Annotated in this window: 18 protein-coding genes; 13 read left to right on the forward strand and 5 right to left on the reverse strand. The window is 61.7% G+C overall.

The window, feature by feature from the left end; genetic code table 11:
• Window positions 1-106: 106 nt before the first annotated feature.
• Window positions 107-1663: a VOC family protein gene (locus BBX50_RS00270; RefSeq protein ID WP_065773324.1), complete on the reverse strand. Its 1557-nt coding sequence runs from the start codon at window positions 1661-1663 to the stop codon at window positions 107-109.
• Window positions 1664-1754: 91 nt separating this feature from the next.
• Window positions 1755-2612 (reverse strand): SDR family NAD(P)-dependent oxidoreductase, encoded by an 858-nt coding sequence (locus tag BBX50_RS00275; RefSeq protein ID WP_065773325.1) that lies wholly within the window; start codon window positions 2610-2612, stop codon window positions 1755-1757.
• Window positions 2613-2799: 187 nt separating this feature from the next.
• Between BBX50_RS00275 and BBX50_RS00280 the strand changes: the two genes are divergently transcribed.
• Window positions 2800-3555 (forward strand): Crp/Fnr family transcriptional regulator, encoded by a 756-nt coding sequence (locus BBX50_RS00280; protein ID WP_065773326.1) that lies wholly within the window; start codon window positions 2800-2802, stop codon window positions 3553-3555.
• A 62-nt stretch (window positions 3556-3617) separates the two neighbouring features.
• Here the strand turns inward: BBX50_RS00280 and BBX50_RS30915 are convergent, their stop codons facing one another.
• The gene (locus tag BBX50_RS30915) at window positions 3618-3740 is read right to left on the reverse strand and encodes a hypothetical protein (RefSeq protein ID WP_274534031.1); all 123 of its coding nucleotides are present in this window, start codon (window positions 3738-3740) and stop codon (window positions 3618-3620) included.
• A 166-nt stretch (window positions 3741-3906) separates the two neighbouring features.
• Here BBX50_RS30915 and BBX50_RS00285 point away from each other — a divergent pair, with 166 nt between their 5' ends.
• Window positions 3907-4287: a response regulator gene (locus tag BBX50_RS00285; RefSeq protein WP_065773327.1), complete on the forward strand. Its 381-nt coding sequence runs from the start codon at window positions 3907-3909 to the stop codon at window positions 4285-4287.
• A gap of 29 nt (window positions 4288-4316) precedes the next feature.
• Here the strand turns inward: BBX50_RS00285 and cysQ are convergent, their stop codons facing one another.
• Entirely contained in the window at window positions 4317-5093 is a 777-nt protein-coding gene (gene cysQ, locus BBX50_RS00290; protein WP_065773450.1) for a 3'(2'),5'-bisphosphate nucleotidase CysQ, read from the reverse strand.
• Window positions 5094-5312: 219 nt separating this feature from the next.
• Between cysQ and BBX50_RS00295 the strand changes: the two genes are divergently transcribed.
• The 11 genes from BBX50_RS00295 (at window position 5313) to BBX50_RS00345 (ending at window position 18952) form a co-directional block, all read left to right on the forward strand.
• Window positions 5313-6563, forward strand: coding sequence for a sarcosine oxidase subunit beta family protein (locus BBX50_RS00295; protein ID WP_065773451.1), 1251 nt, complete (start codon window positions 5313-5315; stop codon window positions 6561-6563).
• Between the two features lie 73 nt (window positions 6564-6636).
• The gene (locus BBX50_RS00300) at window positions 6637-6915 is read left to right on the forward strand and encodes a sarcosine oxidase subunit delta (protein WP_065773328.1); all 279 of its coding nucleotides are present in this window, start codon (window positions 6637-6639) and stop codon (window positions 6913-6915) included.
• Window positions 6912-9869 carry a sarcosine oxidase subunit alpha family protein gene (locus BBX50_RS00305; RefSeq protein ID WP_065773329.1) on the forward strand — a complete coding sequence of 986 codons (2958 nt, stop codon included), beginning with the start codon at window positions 6912-6914 and terminating at the stop codon, window positions 9867-9869. The genes BBX50_RS00300 and BBX50_RS00305 overlap by 4 nt, the downstream gene beginning before the upstream one ends.
• A gap of 10 nt (window positions 9870-9879) precedes the next feature.
• The gene (locus BBX50_RS00310; protein ID WP_065773330.1) at window positions 9880-10434 is read left to right on the forward strand and encodes a sarcosine oxidase subunit gamma family protein; all 555 of its coding nucleotides are present in this window, start codon (window positions 9880-9882) and stop codon (window positions 10432-10434) included.
• 278 nt (window positions 10435-10712) lie between these two features.
• Window positions 10713-13139 (forward strand): FAD-dependent oxidoreductase, encoded by a 2427-nt coding sequence (locus tag BBX50_RS00315; protein ID WP_065773331.1) that lies wholly within the window; start codon window positions 10713-10715, stop codon window positions 13137-13139.
• 286 nt (window positions 13140-13425) lie between these two features.
• Window positions 13426-14328, forward strand: a complete 903-nt coding sequence (locus BBX50_RS00320) for a branched-chain amino acid ABC transporter permease (RefSeq protein ID WP_065773332.1) — start codon at window positions 13426-13428, stop codon at window positions 14326-14328.
• 4 nt (window positions 14329-14332) lie between these two features.
• Window positions 14333-15733 (forward strand): high-affinity branched-chain amino acid ABC transporter permease LivM, encoded by a 1401-nt coding sequence (gene livM / locus BBX50_RS00325; RefSeq protein WP_065773333.1) that lies wholly within the window; start codon window positions 14333-14335, stop codon window positions 15731-15733.
• A complete protein-coding gene (locus tag BBX50_RS00330) occupies window positions 15733-16623 on the forward strand; it encodes an ABC transporter ATP-binding protein (protein ID WP_139108424.1) in 891 nt (296 codons plus the stop codon). The genes livM and BBX50_RS00330 overlap by 1 nt, the downstream gene beginning before the upstream one ends.
• A complete protein-coding gene (locus tag BBX50_RS00335) occupies window positions 16623-17348 on the forward strand; it encodes an ABC transporter ATP-binding protein (protein WP_065773334.1) in 726 nt (241 codons plus the stop codon). Before BBX50_RS00330 ends, BBX50_RS00335 begins: the two co-directional genes overlap by 1 nt.
• A gap of 24 nt (window positions 17349-17372) precedes the next feature.
• Window positions 17373-17717 carry a DUF6867 family protein gene (locus BBX50_RS00340; protein ID WP_065773335.1) on the forward strand — a complete coding sequence of 115 codons (345 nt, stop codon included), beginning with the start codon at window positions 17373-17375 and terminating at the stop codon, window positions 17715-17717.
• 116 nt (window positions 17718-17833) lie between these two features.
• Window positions 17834-18952: a branched-chain amino acid ABC transporter substrate-binding protein gene (locus BBX50_RS00345; protein ID WP_065773336.1), complete on the forward strand. Its 1119-nt coding sequence runs from the start codon at window positions 17834-17836 to the stop codon at window positions 18950-18952.
• Between the two features lie 92 nt (window positions 18953-19044).
• On the opposite strand, the gene BBX50_RS00350 is transcribed toward BBX50_RS00345, so the two are convergent.
• Entirely contained in the window at window positions 19045-19500 is a 456-nt protein-coding gene (locus BBX50_RS00350; RefSeq protein WP_065773337.1) for a MarR family transcriptional regulator, read from the reverse strand.
• Between the last annotated feature and the right edge of the window lie 57 nt (window positions 19501-19557).

Here is a 19557-nt window from a genome sequence, read left to right on the forward strand (position 1 = left end):
TCCACAATGCCGCACCGGCCTTGGGAATGGATGCTCGGGTCAAGCCCGAGCATGACGGACAGGGAGAGCGCCCGAAAGTCGGAGGAGGGGCGGGTCTCTGAGGGCCTCAGAGACCTTTCTCCTTGAGCCACTCTTGCATGGCTGCAATATCCGGTGAGCCAATCTCATGGCCCATGTCCAGTTCGACTGTCGACAGATCCGCGCCGGTCCGGGAAAGCTCCGCCTTCAGGCGAGGCGCGAATTCTCCGTAGCTGTCATGCTCGCCCGTGAGCAGCAGGACGTTCGTGCCCGAGAGATCCGGCGGCGGCACGTCGTCGAGAACGAGCATCGAGCGCATCAGCACGACGTTGCGGAGGAGCCCGGGATGCAGAAGCATCAGTGCCACGAGCAGGTTGGCGCCGTTGGAATAGCCGATGAAAACCGTCTTCTCGAGATTTATGCGGTAGCCGTCCCTGGCCCCTTCGACGAAGGCGGCGAAGGCTTCGGCCTCGGATCGCACGTCCTTCTGGTCGAAGGTCGTCGGCGAATAGCGCCGGAACCAGCGCGGTTGGCCTTCCTCGTTCGACCGGCCACGAATGCCGACGAGTGTTGCCTGCCGGTCGACCTGGTGTGCGAGGTGGAGAAGCTGCGTCTCGTTGGCGCCGCTGCCGTGCAGCAGCATGAAGGTGCGGTCATCAAGCTGCTCCGGATGATAGAACCGGTGCACGAAGGGCAGGTCGCGTTCGGTCAGCCGTGGCTCGCCCGGTAGCGCGAACTGCGGCATGGCGAGCAGCATTTCCTCCCTCGCGGCGCTGAAATGCGCGGGAACGAAGAGCTCGGTGCCAAGCGTTTCCTTCGGCTCGTCGAGGGCAAAGCCGGGGCCGTCGCTGGCGAGTTCATAGAGCGAGCCGCCGGGCTCGCGCACATAGAGCGAATAGAAATATTTGCGGTCATGCGCGTTGATCTCGCCAGCCTGATCGCGCTGCAAGTCTGCGCGCGCCGTGTCTACTGCGGCCCGATCCGGAGCTCGGAAGGCGATATGGTCGATCGTTCCGGTGCCCGGCGCCGAGGTCCAGAAGCCGGTTGCATTGCGCACGTCGATGATGTCACCGGAGGCGGAGGTCAGTCGCTGGATCGTGTCGGTTGCGCCAGTTTCCGTGTAGCCGAAATGCGCCTTCAGGAAGTGAACGGACTGCTCGGGCTTCTCGGTGAGGATCGTGGCGCCGCGCAGGCGTCGGATCGCATCTTCTTCGGGGATGTCGCGGGTGCTCCAGGGCGCCGCCGCTGCAAGCGCCTCGGTGCCGACGAGCTTGACGATGACGCCGTCCGGATCCTTGAGGCGCAGCACCGGTTCACCGAATTCCTGCGCCGGGCCGGAGATGGCGACGTTGAACTGGAGCGCGCGGGTCAGCCAGAAGCCGATGCTCTCAGGCCGGATGGCGAAGGCGATCTCGCTTGGCTGGCTATGACCAACCCGGCCGCGGCCGCCGTCTTCCCACATCAGGAAGGTGACGAGCGATCCGGGCGAACCCTCGGCGTCACCGTAAAAGAGGTGCAACTGGTTGGCATCCTCGTAGCCACCCGTCCGTTTGACGAGGCGCAAGCCCAGGAAGCCGACATAGAAATCGACATTTGCCTGGACCTTGCGGGCAATCAGGGTGATGTGGTGGATGCCGCTCGTCATTGTCAGTCCCTCATTGGTACGTGCTCACAAAACACGAGACGAAGCGACGGCGCCAGAAGCGCCGTGGGAACGCTGTGTTTACGCGGGAAGATCAGTCGCGATCCTTTTCCAGGAACGCCTTGAACGCGTCCGCATATTTCGGATGCCAGCGCGATAACGGCGGCCGGTTCTCGACGATGTCACCGGCGGCCCAGAGGATACGCCGCTCGTCGGTGGCGCGGGGCACGTCGTTGTCCGGGCAGAGGATGTAGAAATCGCCGCGCGCCAGGCTTTCCATCATGAAGTCGACGGTCTGTTCCGACGTCCACGCACCTGCGGGCTTTTCGGTCCGGCCACCGGCCGTCAGCCCGGTATAGACGAAACCGGGGATGAGGAGATGGGCGTGGACCTGGCTGCCGGCCGTGTTGCGCAACTCGTGTTCCAGCGCTTCGGTGAACACCTTCACGCCCGCCTTCGAGACATTATAGGCCGGGTCGCCCGGCGGCGTGGTGATGCCCTGTTTCGAGCCGGTGTTGATGATGACGGCCGGCTTGCCATGGGCGATCATGCGCGTTGCGAAGACGCGCGAACCGTTGATGACGCCCCAGAGATTGACCCCGAGCGTCGCCTCCCAGGCTGCCAGGGGGCCGAGTATCGCGCTACCCGGCTGGATGCCGGCATTGTTCATGAGAACATGCACATCGCCCATGCGTTGATGCACCCCGCGTTCGAGCGCTTCGATGTCTTCGAGGCGGGAGATATCGGTCGGAATCGCCACGATATGCTGCGCCCGCCCTGGCGACAGGGCCGCAACTTCGGCGGCCGCCTTCTCCAGCCGTTCGCCTGCGAGATCGGCGAGTACGACACGCATGCCGAGCGAGGCGAAGTGGCGGGCGGCGGCCAGGCCGATGCCGGAGGCGGCACCGGTGACGACAGCCAGGTTGTTGGGGGCGAAGGCAGGATGGGACATGACGGAACTCCTGTGGCGGGATCGCGTGCAACAGATAGGGCGCAAGCGGCCGCCTGTCCATTGCCACTGCGACCATGGCCCCTTGAAAACGCGTGTGTTTTCAAGATGGTCCCTTGTTCCTCGAAGTGTCGGCGCTACTTGCAGCTTGGGACTTGAGCACGACCGATAGGATCCTGCGGACGGTACGATGAGCGATACAGCGACCCGCAACGAAAAGCGCACCCCATGCGAAAAATGTCCTTTGCGCAAGCTCGACCATTTTCGCGCGTTCACGAACGAGGAACTTGCTTTCGTATCGCAATTCAAGACCGGCGAACTTGCGGTCGATAGCGGAGCGACCATCCTGGTCGAAGGCGCGCACAGCGCCCACCTCTTCACGGTGCTTTCCGGCTGGGGCTTTCGCTACAAGATGCTCGACGACGGTCGCCGCCAGATCCTGAATTACGTCATGCCGGGCGATCTGATCGGCCTGCAGGGCAGCCTGATGGGGGAGATGCAGCATTCGATCGAAGCACTGTCGCCCGTAACACTCTGCGTTTTCGAACGCGGCAAGCTCAGCCGGCTGTTTGCCAGCTATCCCGAGCTCGCCTACGATCTCACCTGGATCGCGGCGCGCGAGGAACGCATTCTGGATGAGAACCTTCTGAGCATCGGTCGCCGGTCGGCTCTGGAGCGGGCTGCCTATCTCCTCGCCTTTCTCTACCAGAGAGCCGAGGTGCTCGATCTCTTCGGCAGCAGCCGCGTCGCCATTCCGGTCACCCAGCAGCATGTGGCGGATACGCTCGGCCTTTCGATCGTCCATACCAACAAGACGCTGAAAAAGCTTGCCGAGCGCGGCCTGATCCGCTGGGCCGACAAAGGCTGTAACGTGCGTGATATCGATGGCCTGCTTGCGGTCTCGGGCTGGGAGGGGCTGCACGAGCCGAAGCGGCCGCTCATCTGAAATTGCGGTTCATGCTTCCTGACCGATGCGGCGCAACTGCCGCATCGGTGCCTCGTCGTTGCTCAGGCCGCAACGATAGCCTGCAGCATCCACAGCGCTTTTTCGTGGAAATCGAGGCGGTCGGTCAGCATGTCTGTCGTGACGAGGTCGCCATTGTCATCGGCCTTGGTGCCGGCGTCGCGCATGCGGCGTGCAGCCGCTTCGCTGCCGGTGGACGGTTGTTCCGATCGCCCGGGTCGTGTGGCACATGTCTTTTTTAAATGCCAGTGCGGGGGAGGAGACTTAAGCTCTGCGCATTGGCGCGAGGCGACCTCAGCGGAGCTGTCGTGTGCGAAAGATGGAGTGCAGCGCATGGCCGAACTACCGCAGCCCGTCCGGACCGTCCTCGTTCTTGAGGATAACTTCATCATCGCCATGGACGTCGAGGAAATCCTGGCTTCGCTCGGAATCTCAAACGTTACGATCGCGACGAATGCGAACCAGGCGATGGAACTTCTGACCCTGCAGCCGTTCGATTTCGCGATCCTCGATGTCAGTCTCGGCGATCACACGAGCTTCGGCGTCGCTGACGCCATGCTCGCCCGCGGCATGCCCTTCGGCTTCACTAGTGGCTACGGAGATTCAGAGCTTTTCCCGCCGTCTCTCAGGCATATTCCACGGATCGACAAACCCTTCAGCGAAAAATCAATCAGCCAGTTGATCGCCGCCGGAACGCATAAAGGCGATGCCTGAGCATCGTTTCCGCGGCCAGGGGGAAGCGATCAAGGCTTGCCGCGCGAGACGAACCAGGGATTGGCGAAGTCGCTGTCGTCTTTCTGGTTCCGCTTGCCGTAGACGAGCGGCATGCCATCCATCGTCAGGGTTTCACCGCCGGCGGCCCGCAGAATGGCGTCGCCGGCGGCCGTGTCCCACTCCATCGTGCGGCTGAAGCGCGGATAGACGTCGGCAAGCCCTTCGGCGAGGAGGCAGAACTTGAGTGACGAGCCGACCGTCCGGTAGTCGTCGATGCCGTGTTCGGCGAGATAGGCGGTTGTCTCGGCGCTGTTGTGCCAACGGCTGGCCAGCCCCACCACGCGATCGCCGCAACTGCGGCAACCGATCACCGTTTTAGCCGTGGGACGAAAGTCATCATCGATGACAGCCTTCACTGCCTTGCCGTGGTTTGCCGCATAGAGGATGCCGAGCGCTGGCGCATAGACGACACCCGCGACCGGCGCTCCATTTTCGATCAGCGCGATATTGACGGTAAAGTCGTCATTCCGGCTGATGAATTCCTTGGTGCCATCCAGCGGGTCGACCAGGAAGAAGGATCTGCCGGAGGTATCGGGCACGAAGCCGGCGGCGACAGCTTCTTCGGCGACAACCGGAATATTCGGAAACGCACGGGCGAGGTCCGCAAGAATGATGCGCTCGGCGGTCGCATCGGCATCGGTGACCGGGGAACAGTCGGGCTTGTAGGTGACCTCCGGCCCGGCATTGTAGACGTCGAGAATGGCGCGACCCGCGGCAATCGCCGATTGTTGCAGAATTTCCAGCATCGCCTCGTTTTCCAGTTCCATCACCCCAGCCCTTAGCACATCGGGGACAAGAAAATACCCGTGCTTTTCCCGTGGCTCCATTGTCTTGGATGCAAGTTGTCGGGCAACGACGCGCGCGACATGGCCGATGGAGGTTTTTTGCGCCTGCGCGAGGCTTCAGTCTTGGCTTCCGCGCTGCGGCTGTGCAAATGTGCCGACGCAACTGAACTGGATGCCTTCATGCGTTATTCCGCATTCTCGATCGTCAGGAACGCCCTTTCCGGAAATCTGAACTGGAAGCCGCACTGGCGCCAGCCCCAGCCGAAATCCCACTATGACGTGATCATCATCGGCGGCGGTGGCCACGGGCTTTCGACGGCCTATTACCTTGCCAAGGAATTCGGCGTGAAGAACGTCGCCGTGCTGGAGAAGGGCTATCTGGGCTCGGGGAACGTCGGCCGCAACACGACGATCGTGCGCTCCAACTATATGCTGCCCGGCAACGAACCCTTCTACGAATTCTCGATGAAGCTCTGGGAAGGGCTGGAACAGGATCTCAACTACAATGTGATGCTCTCGCAGCGCGGCGTCATCATGCTTTACCACAGTGATGCCCAGCGCGACGCCTATGTCCGGCGCGGCAATGCAATGTGGATGGAAGGTGTGGCGGCCGAGCTCATCGAGCGCGAACAGCTGAAGAAGATGATCCCCTTCCTCAATTACGATCACGCCCGCTATCCGATCCTTGGCGGCCTGTTGCAGCGGCGCGCCGGTACGGCGAGACATGACGCCGTTGCCTGGGGCTATGCGCGCGGTGCCGACCGGCATGGTGTCGACATCATTGAGCATTGCGAAGTGACCGGCATCCGTCGGGAAAACGGCCGGGTTACCGGTGTCGAAACGACCAAGGGCTTCATCGGCTGCGGCAAGCTGGCGCTGGCGGCGGCCGGCAATTCCTCGCGTGTCGGTGAGATGGCCGATCTCAAGCTGCCACTCGAAAGCCATGTGCTGCAGGCCTTCGTCACCGAGGGGCTGAAGCCCTGCATTGATCACGTGATCGTCTATGGCGGCGGCCACTTCTATATTTCGCAGTCGGACAAGGGCGGCTTGGTTTTCGGGGCCGAAATCGACGGCTACGCCTCCTATGCCCAGCGCGGCAATCTTGCCACCGCCGAGCATGTGATGGAGGAGGGGGTGGCGATGATCCCCGGCCTGTCGCGGGTGCGGGTCCTGCGCGCCTGGGGCGGCGTCATGGATATGAGCATGGACGGCTCGCCGATCATCGACCGCACCTCGATCGACAATCTCTACCTGAACTGCGGCTGGTGTTACGGCGGCTTCAAGGCGACGCCGGCCTCGGGCTACTGTTTTGCGCACCTGATCGCCAAGAACGACACGCACCCGGTGGCGCACGCTCTGAGGCTCGACCGCTTTGCCCGCGGTTACGCCGTCGACGAGGCTGGCGCAGGCCCGCAGCCCAACCTTCACTGACAACAGGTGGCCGCAGCGCTGGCCCGCATGGAATGAACAGGAAGCCGACCGCGGCTTCAGGACACGGAAAACGATGGCAAGCCTGATTACCTGCCCGCATTGCGGGGTGCGACCGAAGGAAGAGTTCGCGATCCGCGGCGACGCTTCGTGCGTTCGTCCGGAGCCGCTCGATTCCGATGAGGCCTGGCACGACTATGTCTATGTCCGTGCCAACCCGCGCGGCCGTGCCGTTGAACACTGGCATCACATTGCCGGCTGTCGCCGCTTTCTGGTGGTCGAGCGCGACACCGCCACCCACGAGGTCTATTCCGTCGCCGATGCCGCCGAATTTGCTCGGAGGGCTGAGAGATGACCGGCTATCGCCTTTCCTCCGGCGGTCTCGTCGATCGCAGCAAGTCGCTGAGCTTCACGTTCGACGGCCGGCCCCTGCGAGGTTTTGCCGGCGACACGCTGGCATCGGCGCTCCTTGCCAACGATCAGCTTCTGGTGGGTAGAAGTTTCAAGTATCACCGACCGCGCGGCATCGTCAGCGCTGGTCCGTCGGAGCCTAACGCGCTCGTCACGATCGGTTCCGGCGCGCGCCGCGACCCGAACACCAAGGCGACCGTCGCCGAGCTCTATGGCGGGCTGGCGGCGAAGAGCCAGAACCGCTGGCCGTCGCTCGGCTTCGATATCGGTGCGGCCAACGGCTTGCTGTCGCCGTTTCTCGGCGCCGGCTTCTACTACAAGACCTTCATGTGGCCGAAGCAGTTCTGGGAGCGCGTCTATGAGCCCTTCATTCGGCGGGCGGCTGGTCTCGGTCGGGCGGTGCTCGAGCGCGATCCTGAGGCCTATGAAAAATCCTGGGCGTTCTGCGACCTGCTCGTTATCGGTGGCGGTCCAGCCGGCCTGATGGCGGCGCTGACGGCCGGTCGCGCAGGCCTGCGGGTCATTGTTGCCGACGAAGACTTCCGGTTCGGCGGCTCGCTGCTTTCGACCAGCGAGACCATTGACGGCGCTGCGGCTTCGATCTTCGCTGACCGCGCCGTCGCGGAACTGCAATCCCTGCCCAATGTCACGCTGCTTTCGCGCACCACCGTCTTTGGCTGGTATGACGACAATGTCTTCGGCGCGGTCGAGCGGGTGCAAAAGCATGTCGCCGAACCCTCGGCGAAACTTGTCAGCGAACGCATCTGGCGCATCGTCGCCAAGCGCGCGCTGCTTGCGACGGGTGCTGAGGAACGGCCGTTGGTCTTCGGCGGCAATGATCGCCCCGGCGTGATGATGGCGGGCGCCATGACCACCTATGCCGAACGCTACGGTGTTGCGGCCGGCAAGGCGGTCGCGATCTTCACCAGCGGCAGCGCCGGTTACCGCGCTGCGCGCGCACTTTCAGCCAAGGGCATCTCGATCGCGGCGATCGTCGATGCCAGGGCCGAAGCCAACGATCAGGCGCCGGATGGCGTACGCATCATCCGTTCCGCTTCCGTCGTCGACACCAAGGGCAGCAAGCGTCTCAAGGGCATCGTTGTCGAACGTTCCGGCTTCGAGGAACTGATCGCCTGCGACGCGCTCGGCATGCACGGCGGCTGGAGCCCGGTCGTACATCTGGCCTGCCAGCGTGGGGCAAAGCCGATCTGGTCTGAGGAGCTAAAGGCGTTCGCCCCGCCCGACGTCGGCGGCGGCTTGCGGCCGGTGGGCTCAGCAAATGGCGTCTATTCGCTCTCCGGATGCTTCGACGATGGTGCGCAGAAGGCCGCGGCGATTGCAGCCGAACTCGGCTTCAGCGCCAGCCTGGGCGCGTCTCCTGTTATCGACGGGGAAACGGCATCATCCTTCGCTGCGCTCTGGTATGTGCCGGGCGCCAAGTCGAAGGCCTTTATCGACCTCCAGAACGACGTGCATGCGAAAGACCTTGGTCTCGCGCTGCGCGAAGGCTTCGGCCATGTGGAGCACGCCAAGCGCTACACGACCAACGGCATGGCGACTGACCAGGGCAAGCTTTCCAACATCAATGCAGTCGGCATTCTCTCGGGCATGCGCGGCGTCAGCCCGGCTGACGTCGGTACCACAACCTTCCGGCCTTTCTATACGCCCGTCTCCTTCGGCGCACTTGCAGGGGCGGCGCGCGACGAGCATGCGGTGCCGGCGCGCAAGTCGCCGCTGCATGGCTGGGCGATCAAAAATGGTGCGACCTTCGTCGAGGCGGGGCTCTGGCATCGCTCCGCCTGGTTCCCGCGCGCGGGCGAGAAGACCTGGCGCGAAAGCGTCGACCGGGAGGTGCTGAACGTTCGCGCCAATGTCGGACTCTGCGACGTCTCGACGCTCGGCAAGATCGAGGTTTTCGGGCCGGACGCAGCCGAATTCCTCAATCGGCTCTACTGCAACCCGGTCCTCAAACTGCCTGTTGGCAAGGCGCGTTATGGCCTGATGCTGCGAGAGGATGGTTTCGTCTTCGATGACGGCACGGTGAGCCGTCTCGGCGAAGAGCATTTCTTCCTGACGACGACGACGGCGATGGCCGGCGCGGTCATGTCCCACATGGAATACTGCGCCCAGGCGCTCTGGCCGGATCTTGACGTCCGTTTCACCTCGTCGACGGACCAGTGGGCGCAGATGGCAATCGCTGGGCCGAAGGCGCGGGCGGTGCTGCAACACCTTGTCGATGATGATATTTCCGACCGCGCGCTCCCGTTTCTTGCTGCCCGGAAGATCGTGCTGAAGACGGGTGTTTCGGCGCGGCTGTTCCGCATATCCTTCTCTGGCGAACTCGCCTTCGAACTTGCCGTACCGGCGGGCTACGGCGAGGCCGTGGCAGACCAGATCACGGAGGCCGGTCGGCCGCATGATATCTGCGCCTATGGTGCGGAGGCTCTGAACGTGTTGCGGCTGGAGAAGGGGCTGCTGACACATGCCGAATTCGACGGCCGCGTGACGCCTGATGACGCGGGCCTCGGCCGCATGCTGTCGATGCAGAAGACCGACTTCATCGGCAAGCGGCTGTCGACCCGTTACGGCCTGACGGCGGCCGATCGCATGCAACTCGTCGGTCTGAAGCCTGTCGACGCCGACAAGGACATGCGCGCCGGTGCCCATCTCCTGAAGGAAGGAACAAAGCCTTCAACCCTGAACGACCAGGGCTGGATAAGCTCGGCCGGCTTCTCGCCGGTTCTCGGACACGCGATCGCGCTCGCCTTCCTGAAGTCCGGACGAGAGCGTTATGGCGAAAGGGTCATCATTTTTGACAAGTTGCGCGATCAGGAGATTGTTGCCGAGGTCTGCGACCCGGTGTTCGTCGATCCGCAAAATGAGAAGCTGAAGGCCTGAGGAGGCGGTGATGGTTCGCGATTACAACAACCGCCACGCGCTGGAGCAGAAACTGCGCGCAGCACCCACCCCACCGGCGGCCGATCACCTGATGGTCGGCCATTGGCGTGCCGTTGCGACGGTTCTGGCGCGATCAGGGCAGGAGGAGACCGTGCAGCGGGCAATCGCGTCCGTGCCGGAGTTCGCCATGCGGTTTTCTGCGCCGGCGGAATGGCTCGTGATCTCCGAGGCCGAGGCTCCAAGCGGGCTTGCGCGACGCCTCGAAGAGCTTTGCGGCGCAATGGCCCATGTCATCGACCTAAGCGACGGGCGCGTCGTCTTTCGCCTCTCCGGACCCAACGGGCGTCGCATCCTTGCCAAGGGTATCGGTGTCGATCTTCACCCTGACGTTTTCTCGTCGGGTGGCAGTGCCAATGTGCTGTGCGGCCACATCCCGATCAATCTCGCGCGCGTTGGCGAGGATGTTTTCGAACTGATCGCGCCGCGCAGTTTCGCCGAATCGCTCTTCGACGACCTGATGCGGATGGGGCGGGAATTCGAGCTCACCGCGGCTTTTGCCGATTGACCTGCCGTAGCCTACCGACCGCCGGAACGGGCCGCTTCTTGAGGTCATGAGCAAATGCGGCATTCGATGCCGCAAACGGGTCGCCCCTTCGCCAAGAAACGGCGGAAATGGACAAGCGTCCTTCGCAGCCGTGGCTTTATCGCCGCCGCCTTTCTGTCTAGGCTTCCGATGTTCGCCGCTTGTGGCCTCATACCGGGAGGGCGGGCGATCACCGTGCTTGAATCTTCCTGACAATTTGGCCACGCCCCGAGCGGAGCGTGGGAAGACGGAGTGTACGCATGAAAAGCCATGCCAAGGTCGTCGTCATCGGTGGTGGTGTCGTCGGTTGTTCGGTGCTCTACCACCTGACGAAATTCGGTTGGACGGATGCGGTTCTGCTCGAACGATCGGAACTGACCTCGGGCTCCACCTGGCATGCGGCCGGCGGCATGCACACGATCAATGGTGATCCGAACGTTGCCAAGTTGCAGAAGTATACCGTCGAACTCTACAAGGAAATTGAGGAATATTCCGGCCAGGATGTCGGCCTGCACATGACCTCCGGCATGATGCTGGCGGCCACCAAGGAACGTTTCGACTGGATGAAGTCGATCCTTGCCAAGGGGCGCTACATGGGGCTCGAAGCCGAGCTTTTGACGCCGCAGGAAGCGCATGACCTGATGCCGCTGCTCGACCCCGACCAGTTCGTCGGCGCCGTCTTCGATCCGGTGGAGGGCCACCTCGACCCTTACGGTACGACGCATGCCTATGCCAAGTCGGCGAAGAAGAATGGTGCCGAGATCTACCTTCACACCAAGGTCGAGGACCTGGTACAGCGGGAGGACGGCTCCTGGCGGGTGATCACCAACCAGGGCGAAATCGTCGCCGAGCATGTCGTCAATGCCGCCGGTCTCTGGGCGCGCGAGGTCGGCCGCATGGTGGGCCTCGAACTCCCGGTACTTGCCATGGAGCATATGTACCTGATCACCGAGGATATGCCCGAGGTGATCGAGTTCAACCAGACGCGCGGCAAGGAGCTGATGCACTGCGTCGATTTCGACGGCGAGATCTACCTGCGCCAGGAACGCAACGGCATGCTGATGGGCACCTATGAGAAGGCGTGCCGTCCGTGGTCGCCGGTGACGACGCCCTGGGATTTCGGTCATGAGCTGCTGGCCGAAGACATCGACCGCATCTCGCCGGAACTCGAAGTCGGTTTCAGGCATTTCCCCGCCTTCAACAAGGCCGGCATCAGGAAGATCATCAACGGCCCTTTCACCTTCTCGCCTGACGGCAATCCGCTGGTCGGGCCTGTGCGTGGCCTCAGGAACTTCTGGTCGGCCTGCGCCGTCATGGCCGGCTTCAGTCAAGGGGGCGGCGTCGGACTGGCGCTCGCCAACTGGATGATCTACGGCGACCCGGGATTTGATGTCTTCGCCATGGACGTTGCCCGCTACGGCGACTTTGCGACGCTTGCCTATACCAATGCCAAGGTGCGCGAGAACTATTCGCGCCGCTTCTCAATCCGCTATCCGAATGAGGAACTGCCAGCGGCAAGGCCACTGCTGACGACGCCGGTCTACGACAGGCTGAAGGCGGCCGGCGCCGTCTTTGGTGCATCCTATGGTCTGGAGACCCCATTGTGGTTCGCGCCTGAGGGCGTTGCGGATGCCTTCTCCTGGCGCCGCTCGACGGACTTCGAGACCGTCGGTGCCGAAGCAAGAGCGGTGCGCGAAGGGGTCGGCCTGATGGAGACCTCGGGCTTTGCCAAATACGCGATCAAGGGCAAGGGGGCTGAAGCCTGGCTTGACCGGATGCTCGCTTGCCGCATTCCGCAGGTGGGGCGCATGACGCTGGCGCCGATGCTGAAGGAAGACGGCAAGCTGATTGGCGACTTCACGCTGGCAAAGCTCGGGGAGGGGGACTTCCTGCTGATCGGCTCGGGCATCGCCGAGGACTATCACATGCGCTGGTTCGAGGCGCATCTGCCGACGGACGGATCTGTTTCGCTAAGGGCACTGAAGCTCGAACTGGTCGGCCTGTCGATCGCCGGGCCGAACGCACGCGCGGTGCTCGCAAGCCTTACCCATCTCGATGTCTCCGACGCAGCCTTTGCCTTCATGGACATCCGTCGGATGGATCTCGGCATGGCGCCTGCCATCGTCGGCCGTGTCAGCTATACCGGTGATCTCGGCTACGAAATCTGGATGAAGCCTGAATATCAGCGCTATCTCTTCGATCTGCTGATGGAGAAGGGGGCAGCCTCCGGGATCCGGTTGTTTGGGCTCAGGGCGCTGAATGCGCTGCGCGTCGAAAAGTCATTCGGCAGCTGGGCGCGGGAGTACCGGCCACTCTACGGACCCGTCGAGGCTGGGCTCGGTCGGTTCGTCGCGACCGGCAAGGACGCGGATTTCATCGGCAAGTCGGCGGCAATTCAGGAGAAGAAAGAGGGCGGCGCCCTCAGCCTTCGAACCTTCCTTATCGAAGCAAAGGATGCCGATGTCATCGGCGACGAGCCGATCTATCTCGACGGCGTCGTGCGTGGCTGGGTGACGTCGGGCGGGTATGCGCATGTAAGTGGCGTTTCGGTGGCCATGGGCTATGTGCCGAAGGAGGTCGCCGACCGCTGCGACGGATGGTCGATCGAGCTGCTTGGCGAGATCCTGCCGGCGCGTCTGCAGTCGAATCCTTTGTTCGATCCAGGCGGGCAACGCATGCGAACCTAAGGGCAATGAGGCGTCGGCCTGGTCCTTCAGCGAGCAGGCCGACGTGGTAATTCCGGAGTTCTTACGACTAAAGTTGATGATTTCGCGGGCGGAAGCTGCGGAAAATTTGATTTTTCTGGCTCCAAAAGCGTCAAATCGATTTTATCGAGGAAGATTTTGTCGAACTTGCGTTTTTTAGCTTTCCTTTTCGTTTGAAAGAGGTATGGAATCGATCAAACACAGTGCTCAAAATGAGCTCAAAAAAACAAGAGACCAGACCTTAGGGATCTGGTCCAGGGGAAGATTGATGGAGTATTTCGTCCAGCAGCTCGTCAACGGGCTGACTCTTGGGTCTATTTATGGTATGATCGCAATTGGTTATACCATGGTCTACGGCATCATTGGCATGATCAACTTCGCCCACGGCGATATCTTCATGCTTGGCGGCTTCGCTGCTTTGATTGTCTTTCTAATTCTCACAACATTCATCGGGGGCGTCCCGGTTGTACTTGCGCTGCTGCTGATGATGATCGTCGGCATGCTGACCGCGGGTCTCTGGAACTGGACGATCGAGAAGGTGGCCTACCGGCCATTGCGTGGCTCGTTCCGCCTTGCGCCGCTGATCACCGCGATCGGCATGTCGATCGCGCTGTCGAACTTCATCCAGGTAACGCAGGGCCCGCGCAACAAGCCGATCCCGCCGCTCGTTTCCTCGGTCTATGAGGTTTTCGGCATCACCATTTCGCTGAAGCAGATCATCATCATCATCATCACGGCGATCCTGCTTTCCATCTTCTGGTATATCGTCAACAAGACGCCGCTCGGCCGTGCCCAGCGCGCGACCGAACAGGACCGCAAGATGGCGGCGCTGCTCGGTGTCGACGTCGATCGCACCATCTCGGTGACCTTCATCATGGGTGCTGCACTCGCGGCGGTCGCCGGCACGATGTATCTCATGTATTACGGCGTCGTCGTCTTTACCGACGGTTTCGTTCCGGGCGTCAAGGCGTTCACCGCGGCCGTTCTCGGTGGCATCGGATCGCTGCCGGGCGCCGTTCTCGGCGGACTGCTGATCGGGCTCATCGAGTCCCTCTGGTCGGCCTATTTCACCATCGACTACAAGGACGTCGCGACTTTCTCCATTCTCGCCATCGTCCTGATCTTCAAGCCGTCCGGTATTCTCGGACGACCGGAAGTCGAGAAGGTATAATTCAATGGCAAACATTGCTTCTACAACTGCAAGCGCCGGCACTGACCTGACGGCGCGGGCCCTGCGCGAGGCTGTCTTCGCGGGCCTGATTTCCCTCGGCCTTTTCGTGTTGTTCGTCGGTCTCGAGACCACGCAAAACATCCGCAACGAGCTTGTGCTTAACCAGCGCTGGGGCCTGCTCGCGATCTTCGTGATCGTTGCTGCCGTCGGCCGCTTCGTCATGGTTGCCTATGTTCAGCCGGCGCTTGCAAGGCGCAAGGCCGCCAAGGCGGAAGCCGAGAACGTGGTGAAGGAGGAAACCTTCTTCAGCCGCAACTTCTCGAAGCTCGCAATAGCGTTCCTGGTCCTCTATCCGCCGATCGTCGTCATGGCCTGCATCAGCATGGGCTACGGCATCCAGGGATCGCTGAAGTGGGTGGATAATTTCGGCGTCCAGATCCTGATCTATGTCATGCTCGCCTGGGGTCTCAACATCGTCGTCGGGCTCGCTGGTCTGCTTGATCTCGGATACGTCGCCTTCTATGCGGTCGGCGCCTATAGTTATGCGCTGCTATCGACCTATTTCGGCCTGTCCTTCTGGGTGCTGCTGCCGGTGGCCGGTCTTCTATCCGCCTGCTGGGGCATGGTTCTCGGCTTCCCGGTGCTGCGCTTGCGCGGCGACTATCTGGCGATCGTCACGCTCGCCTTCGGCGAAATCATCCGCCTCGTCCTGATCAACTGGACCGAGGTGACCAAGGGTACCTTCGGCGTGTCGGGCATCGCCAAGGCAACGCTGTTCGGCATCAAGTTCGATGCCTCGAAGGACGGTTTCGCCGCATTGATGGGTCTGCCGATGTCGTCGGCCTATTACAAGATCTTCCTGTTCTATCTGATCCTCGGCCTTTGCCTGCTGACGGCCTTCGTCACGATCCGCATGCGTCGCATGCCGATCGGGCGCGCCTGGGAAGCGCTGCGCGAAGATGAGATCGCCTGCAAGTCGCTCGGTATCAACACGGTTACCACCAAGCTGACGGCCTTCGCCATGGGCGCCATGTTCGGCGGCATCGCCGGGTCCTTCTTCGCCGTACGTCAGGGCTTCGTGTCGCCGGAATCCTTCGTGTTCCTCGAATCCGCGGTGATCCTCGCAATCGTCGTTCTCGGCGGCATGGGATCGCTGACCGGCATTGCGATCGCAGCGGTCGTCATGATCGGCGGCACTGAAATCCTGCGCGAGCTCACCTTCCTGAAGGTCGTCTTCGGGCCGAACTTCACGCCGGAACTCTACCGAATGCTGATCTTTGGCCTGGCCATGGTCGTCGTCATGGTCTGGAAGCCGCGCGGCTTCGTCGGATCGCGTGAGCCGACCGCGTTTCTGCGCGAGCGCAAGGCCGTCTCCGGCAGCTTTACCAAGGAAGGGCATGGCTGATGGCCCTCGAGACCACGACGATGACAATGACACAAGACCCCATTCTCAAGGTTGAGCACCTGTCGATGCGCTTCGGCGGTCTGATGGCCATCAACGACTTCTCCTTCGAGGCCCATCGCGGCGAAATCACCGCGCTGATCGGCCCGAACGGAGCGGGCAAGACCACCGTCTTCAACTGCATCACCGGCTTCTACAAGCCGACAATGGGCATGATCACCATGAAGCAGCGGTCCGGAAAGGAGTATCTCCTGGAGCGGCTGCCGGACTTCGAGATCACCAAGCATGCGAAGGTGGCGCGCACGTTCCAGAACATCCGGATGTTCTCGGGCATGACCGTGCTCGAGAATCTGCTGGTGGCGCAGCATAACAAACTGATGCTGGCGTCGGGCTTTACGGTGCTCGGGCTCCTTGGATTTCCTGCCTATCGGCAGGCCGCCAGGGAGGCGAAGGAGCTCGCCCAGCATTGGCTCGAAAAGGCGTCGCTGATCGACCGGGCCGACGACCCGGCCGGGGACCTGCCCTATGGCGCGCAGCGACGATTGGAGATTGCCCGTGCCATGTGCACGGAACCGGAGTTGTTGTGCCTCGATGAGCCTGCAGCCGGTCTCAACCCGCGCGAATCGCATGCACTCAATGAACTGTTGCAGAGCATCCGCCATGACACCGGCACCTCCATCCTGCTGATCGAGCACGATATGTCCGTGGTCATGGAGATCTCGGACCATGTCGTCGTGCTCGAATATGGTCAGAAGATCTCCGACGGCAATCCGGATTTCGTGAAGAACGATCCAAGGGTCATCGCGGCCTATCTGGGTGTCGAGGATGAAGAGGTTGAACAGGTGATCGAACAAATCGAGGAAATCGAAGGCGGAAAGGGAGGCACCAACTGATGACGGCGCCTCTTCTCCAAGTCAAAGCCGTCGAGACCTACTATGGCAACATCCGCGCGCTGAGCGGCGTCGATGTCGAGGTCCATCGCGGAGAAATCGTTTCCCTGATCGGCGCTAACGGCGCCGGCAAGTCGACTTTGATGATGACGATCTGCGGCAGTCCGCAGGCACGCACCGGTACGGTGATGTTCGACGGTCATGACATCACGCGCCTGCCGACCCATGAAATCGCGCGGTTGCGCATCGCGCAGTCGCCGGAGGGACGACGCATCTTCCCGCGCATGACGGTCTTCGAAAACCTGCAGATGGGTGCGAGTCTCGACAATCTGAAGCATTTCGATGAGGACGTGGAAAAGATCTTCAGGCTCTTTCCGCGGCTCAAGGAACGTCAGGCACAGCGCGGCGGCACGCTTTCCGGCGGCGAGCAGCAGATGCTGTCGATCGGCCGCGCATTGATGGCCCGTCCGAAGCTGCTGCTTCTCGACGAGCCGTCGCTCGGCCTCGCACCGCTGATCGTCAAGGGCATCTTCGAGGCGATCAAGAAGCTCAACAAGGAGGAGGGGCTGACCGTCTTCCTCGTCGAGCAGAACGCCTTCGGGGCGCTCAAACTTTCGGATCGCGGCTACGTGATGGTCAACGGGCGGGTGACGATGAGCGGCACCGGCAAGGACCTGCTCGCCAACCCGGAAGTTCGCGCGGCCTATCTCGAAGGCGGCCGTCATTGACGGGCTGCATCTGGAGCAAGTGACATGCATGGAATTCTCTACGAAGAAGCGTCGATCTGGCAGTTTCTTTTCATCAGTTGCGTGCTTGGCGGCTGGACCGCATGGCGAACCGGCAAGAGCGTCGCGGAAGGCTGGCAGGGCATGCCGCGCCTGCTTCTCTACGTGGCGTTGCTGGGGCTGGGGATTCGCTTCATCCATCACGCCCTCTTCGAGGGCACGATGTTCAGCCTGCAATACTATATCGTGGACACGATCGTACTTTTGTTGTTTGCTACCGCAGGTTTCCGGTACTACCGGACCAAGCAAATGACCAATATCTATTATTGGCTCTATGAGAAGGCCTCACCCTTCTCCTGGAAGACTAAATAAAAGGGAACAGCGCGTGCCGGTCCGCCGCGGCCGGTGCGAAAGAAACACCGGCGCAACTATGGTGGGCATTGCGCAGGTTGGAAACGAGACCCGCTCGAATAATTGGGAGTAACAAGATGAAAAAGTCTCTTCTGTCGGCGGTCGCGCTGACGGCTATGGTTGCCTTCAGCGGCACCGCCTGGGCTGATATTCTCGTTGGTGTCGCCGGCCCGCTGACTGGCCCGAACGCCGCCTTCGGCGCACAGCTCCAGAAAGGTGCAGAGCAGGCTGCTGCCGACATCAATGCGGCTGGCGGTATCAATGGGGAACAGATCAAGGTTGTGCTCGGCGACGACGTTTCGGACGCCAAGCAGGGCGTTTCGGTCGCCAACAAGTTCGTCGCTGATGGCGTGAAGTTCGTTGTCGGTCACTTCAACTCGGGCGTGTCCATCCCGGCTTCGGAAGTCTATGCCGAAAACGGCATCCTGCAGATCACGCCGGCCTCCACCAACCCGCAGTTCACCGAGCGGGGCCTCTGGAACACCTTCCGCACCTGCGGCCGTGACGACCAGCAGGGCGCCGTAGCCGGTGCCTACCTCGCCGCCAACTTCAAGGACGCGAAGATCGCCGTCATTCACGACAAGACCCCGTACGGTCAGGGCCTTGCCGACGAAACCAAGAAGGGTATGAACGAAGCCGGTCTCACCGAAGCCCTCTATGAAGGCATCAACACCGGCGACAAGGACTTCTCGGCTCTGATCGCCAAGATGAAGGAAGCCGGCGTTTCGATCGTCTACTACGGCGGTCTGCACACCGAAGCCGGCCTGATCATGCGCCAGATGAAGGACCAGGGCCTGAAGGCAACGCTGATGTCGGGCGACGGTATCGTTTCGAACGAACTGGCCTCGATCGCCGGTGACGCCGTCGACGGCACGCTGATGACCTTCGCTCCGGATCCGCGCAAGAACCCGGCCGCCAAGGAACTCGTTGAGAAGTTCCGCGCTGCTGGCTTCGAACCGGAAGCCTACACGCTCTACGCCTATGCCGCGCTCCAGGTCATCGCCGAAGCTGCCAAGGCCTCCGGCGGCAACGACCCGCAGGCCGTTGCCGAAGCCGTCAAGGCAAAGGGTCCGTTCAAGACCGCAATCGGCGAACTCGGCTATGACGAAAAGGGCGACATCACCCGCCCGGACTACGTCATGTACACCTGGAAGAAGGGTGACGACGGCAAGTACAGCTACTTCCAGAACGAGTAGTCTTGTTCCGGACACGGCGTGTGCCTGTCCAAAGAGCCCGGCGAGCGATCGCCGGGCTCTTTCTTTTTGGCCGTACTGCCCGCAGATATCAGCTATTTCAGCAGAGTATCTCGCAGCAACGAAACTTCGGCGCGCAGTCGCTCGATATCATCGGGGCTGAGCTTCGTTGCCTGGGCAAGACCGCGCGGCACATCGGTCGCCCTCTGGCGCAACGCCTTGCCCATGTCCGTCAACTGTACGCGCACTTGTCGCTCATCGGCCTTGTCACGGACGCGGGCGATGTATCCAGCGGCCTCGAGCCGCTTCAGCATGGGCGTGAGCGTGCTTGACTCCAGAAAGAGCCGCTCGCCAAGACCGCCGACTGTTTGGTCATCCTTCTCCCAGAGCAGCACCATGACGAGATATTGCGGATAGGTGAGGTCGAGTTCCTCCAGCAGCGGCTTGTAGATGCGCGTGAAGGCGTGGTTTGCGGAATAAACCGCAAAGCAGAGGAAACTGTCGAGCGTCAGCATTTCGTCGTCCGTGTGTTTGGTGTCAGCCATCAGCATCTCCTGTCGCGACCAAAATAAATCGTTCGCGATATAATCGCAAGGCATTGACAGCTG

This window comes from Ensifer sp. LC11 (assembly GCF_001695835.1).
Lineage (GTDB): Bacteria > Pseudomonadota > Alphaproteobacteria > Rhizobiales > Rhizobiaceae > Ensifer.

Excerpts from the sequence above, each read along its gene's own strand:
- BBX50_RS00270 (WP_065773324.1), bottom strand. The coding sequence starts at position 1,663 with ATGACGAGCGGCATCCACCACATCACCCTGATTGCCCGCAAGGTCCAG.
- BBX50_RS00275 (WP_065773325.1), bottom strand. The coding sequence starts at position 2,612 with ATGTCCCATCCTGCCTTCGCCCCCAACAACCTGGCTGTCGTCACCGGT.
- BBX50_RS00280 (WP_065773326.1), top strand. The coding sequence starts at position 2,800 with ATGAGCGATACAGCGACCCGCAACGAAAAGCGCACCCCATGCGAAAAA.
- BBX50_RS30915 (WP_274534031.1), bottom strand. The coding sequence starts at position 3,740 with ATGCGCGACGCCGGCACCAAGGCCGATGACAATGGCGACCTCGTCACG.
- BBX50_RS00285 (WP_065773327.1), top strand. The coding sequence starts at position 3,907 with ATGGCCGAACTACCGCAGCCCGTCCGGACCGTCCTCGTTCTTGAGGAT.
- cysQ (WP_065773450.1), bottom strand. The coding sequence starts at position 5,093 with ATGCTGGAAATTCTGCAACAATCGGCGATTGCCGCGGGTCGCGCCATT.
- BBX50_RS00295 (WP_065773451.1), top strand. The coding sequence starts at position 5,313 with ATGCGTTATTCCGCATTCTCGATCGTCAGGAACGCCCTTTCCGGAAAT.
- BBX50_RS00300 (WP_065773328.1), top strand. The coding sequence starts at position 6,637 with ATGGCAAGCCTGATTACCTGCCCGCATTGCGGGGTGCGACCGAAGGAA.
- BBX50_RS00305 (WP_065773329.1), top strand. The coding sequence starts at position 6,912 with ATGACCGGCTATCGCCTTTCCTCCGGCGGTCTCGTCGATCGCAGCAAG.
- BBX50_RS00310 (WP_065773330.1), top strand. The coding sequence starts at position 9,880 with ATGGTTCGCGATTACAACAACCGCCACGCGCTGGAGCAGAAACTGCGC.
- BBX50_RS00315 (WP_065773331.1), top strand. The coding sequence starts at position 10,713 with ATGAAAAGCCATGCCAAGGTCGTCGTCATCGGTGGTGGTGTCGTCGGT.
- BBX50_RS00320 (WP_065773332.1), top strand. The coding sequence starts at position 13,426 with ATGGAGTATTTCGTCCAGCAGCTCGTCAACGGGCTGACTCTTGGGTCT.
- livM (WP_065773333.1), top strand. The coding sequence starts at position 14,333 with ATGGCAAACATTGCTTCTACAACTGCAAGCGCCGGCACTGACCTGACG.
- BBX50_RS00330 (WP_139108424.1), top strand. The coding sequence starts at position 15,733 with ATGGCCCTCGAGACCACGACGATGACAATGACACAAGACCCCATTCTC.
- BBX50_RS00335 (WP_065773334.1), top strand. The coding sequence starts at position 16,623 with ATGACGGCGCCTCTTCTCCAAGTCAAAGCCGTCGAGACCTACTATGGC.
- BBX50_RS00340 (WP_065773335.1), top strand. The coding sequence starts at position 17,373 with ATGCATGGAATTCTCTACGAAGAAGCGTCGATCTGGCAGTTTCTTTTC.
- BBX50_RS00345 (WP_065773336.1), top strand. The coding sequence starts at position 17,834 with ATGAAAAAGTCTCTTCTGTCGGCGGTCGCGCTGACGGCTATGGTTGCC.
- BBX50_RS00350 (WP_065773337.1), bottom strand. The coding sequence starts at position 19,500 with ATGCTGATGGCTGACACCAAACACACGGACGACGAAATGCTGACGCTC.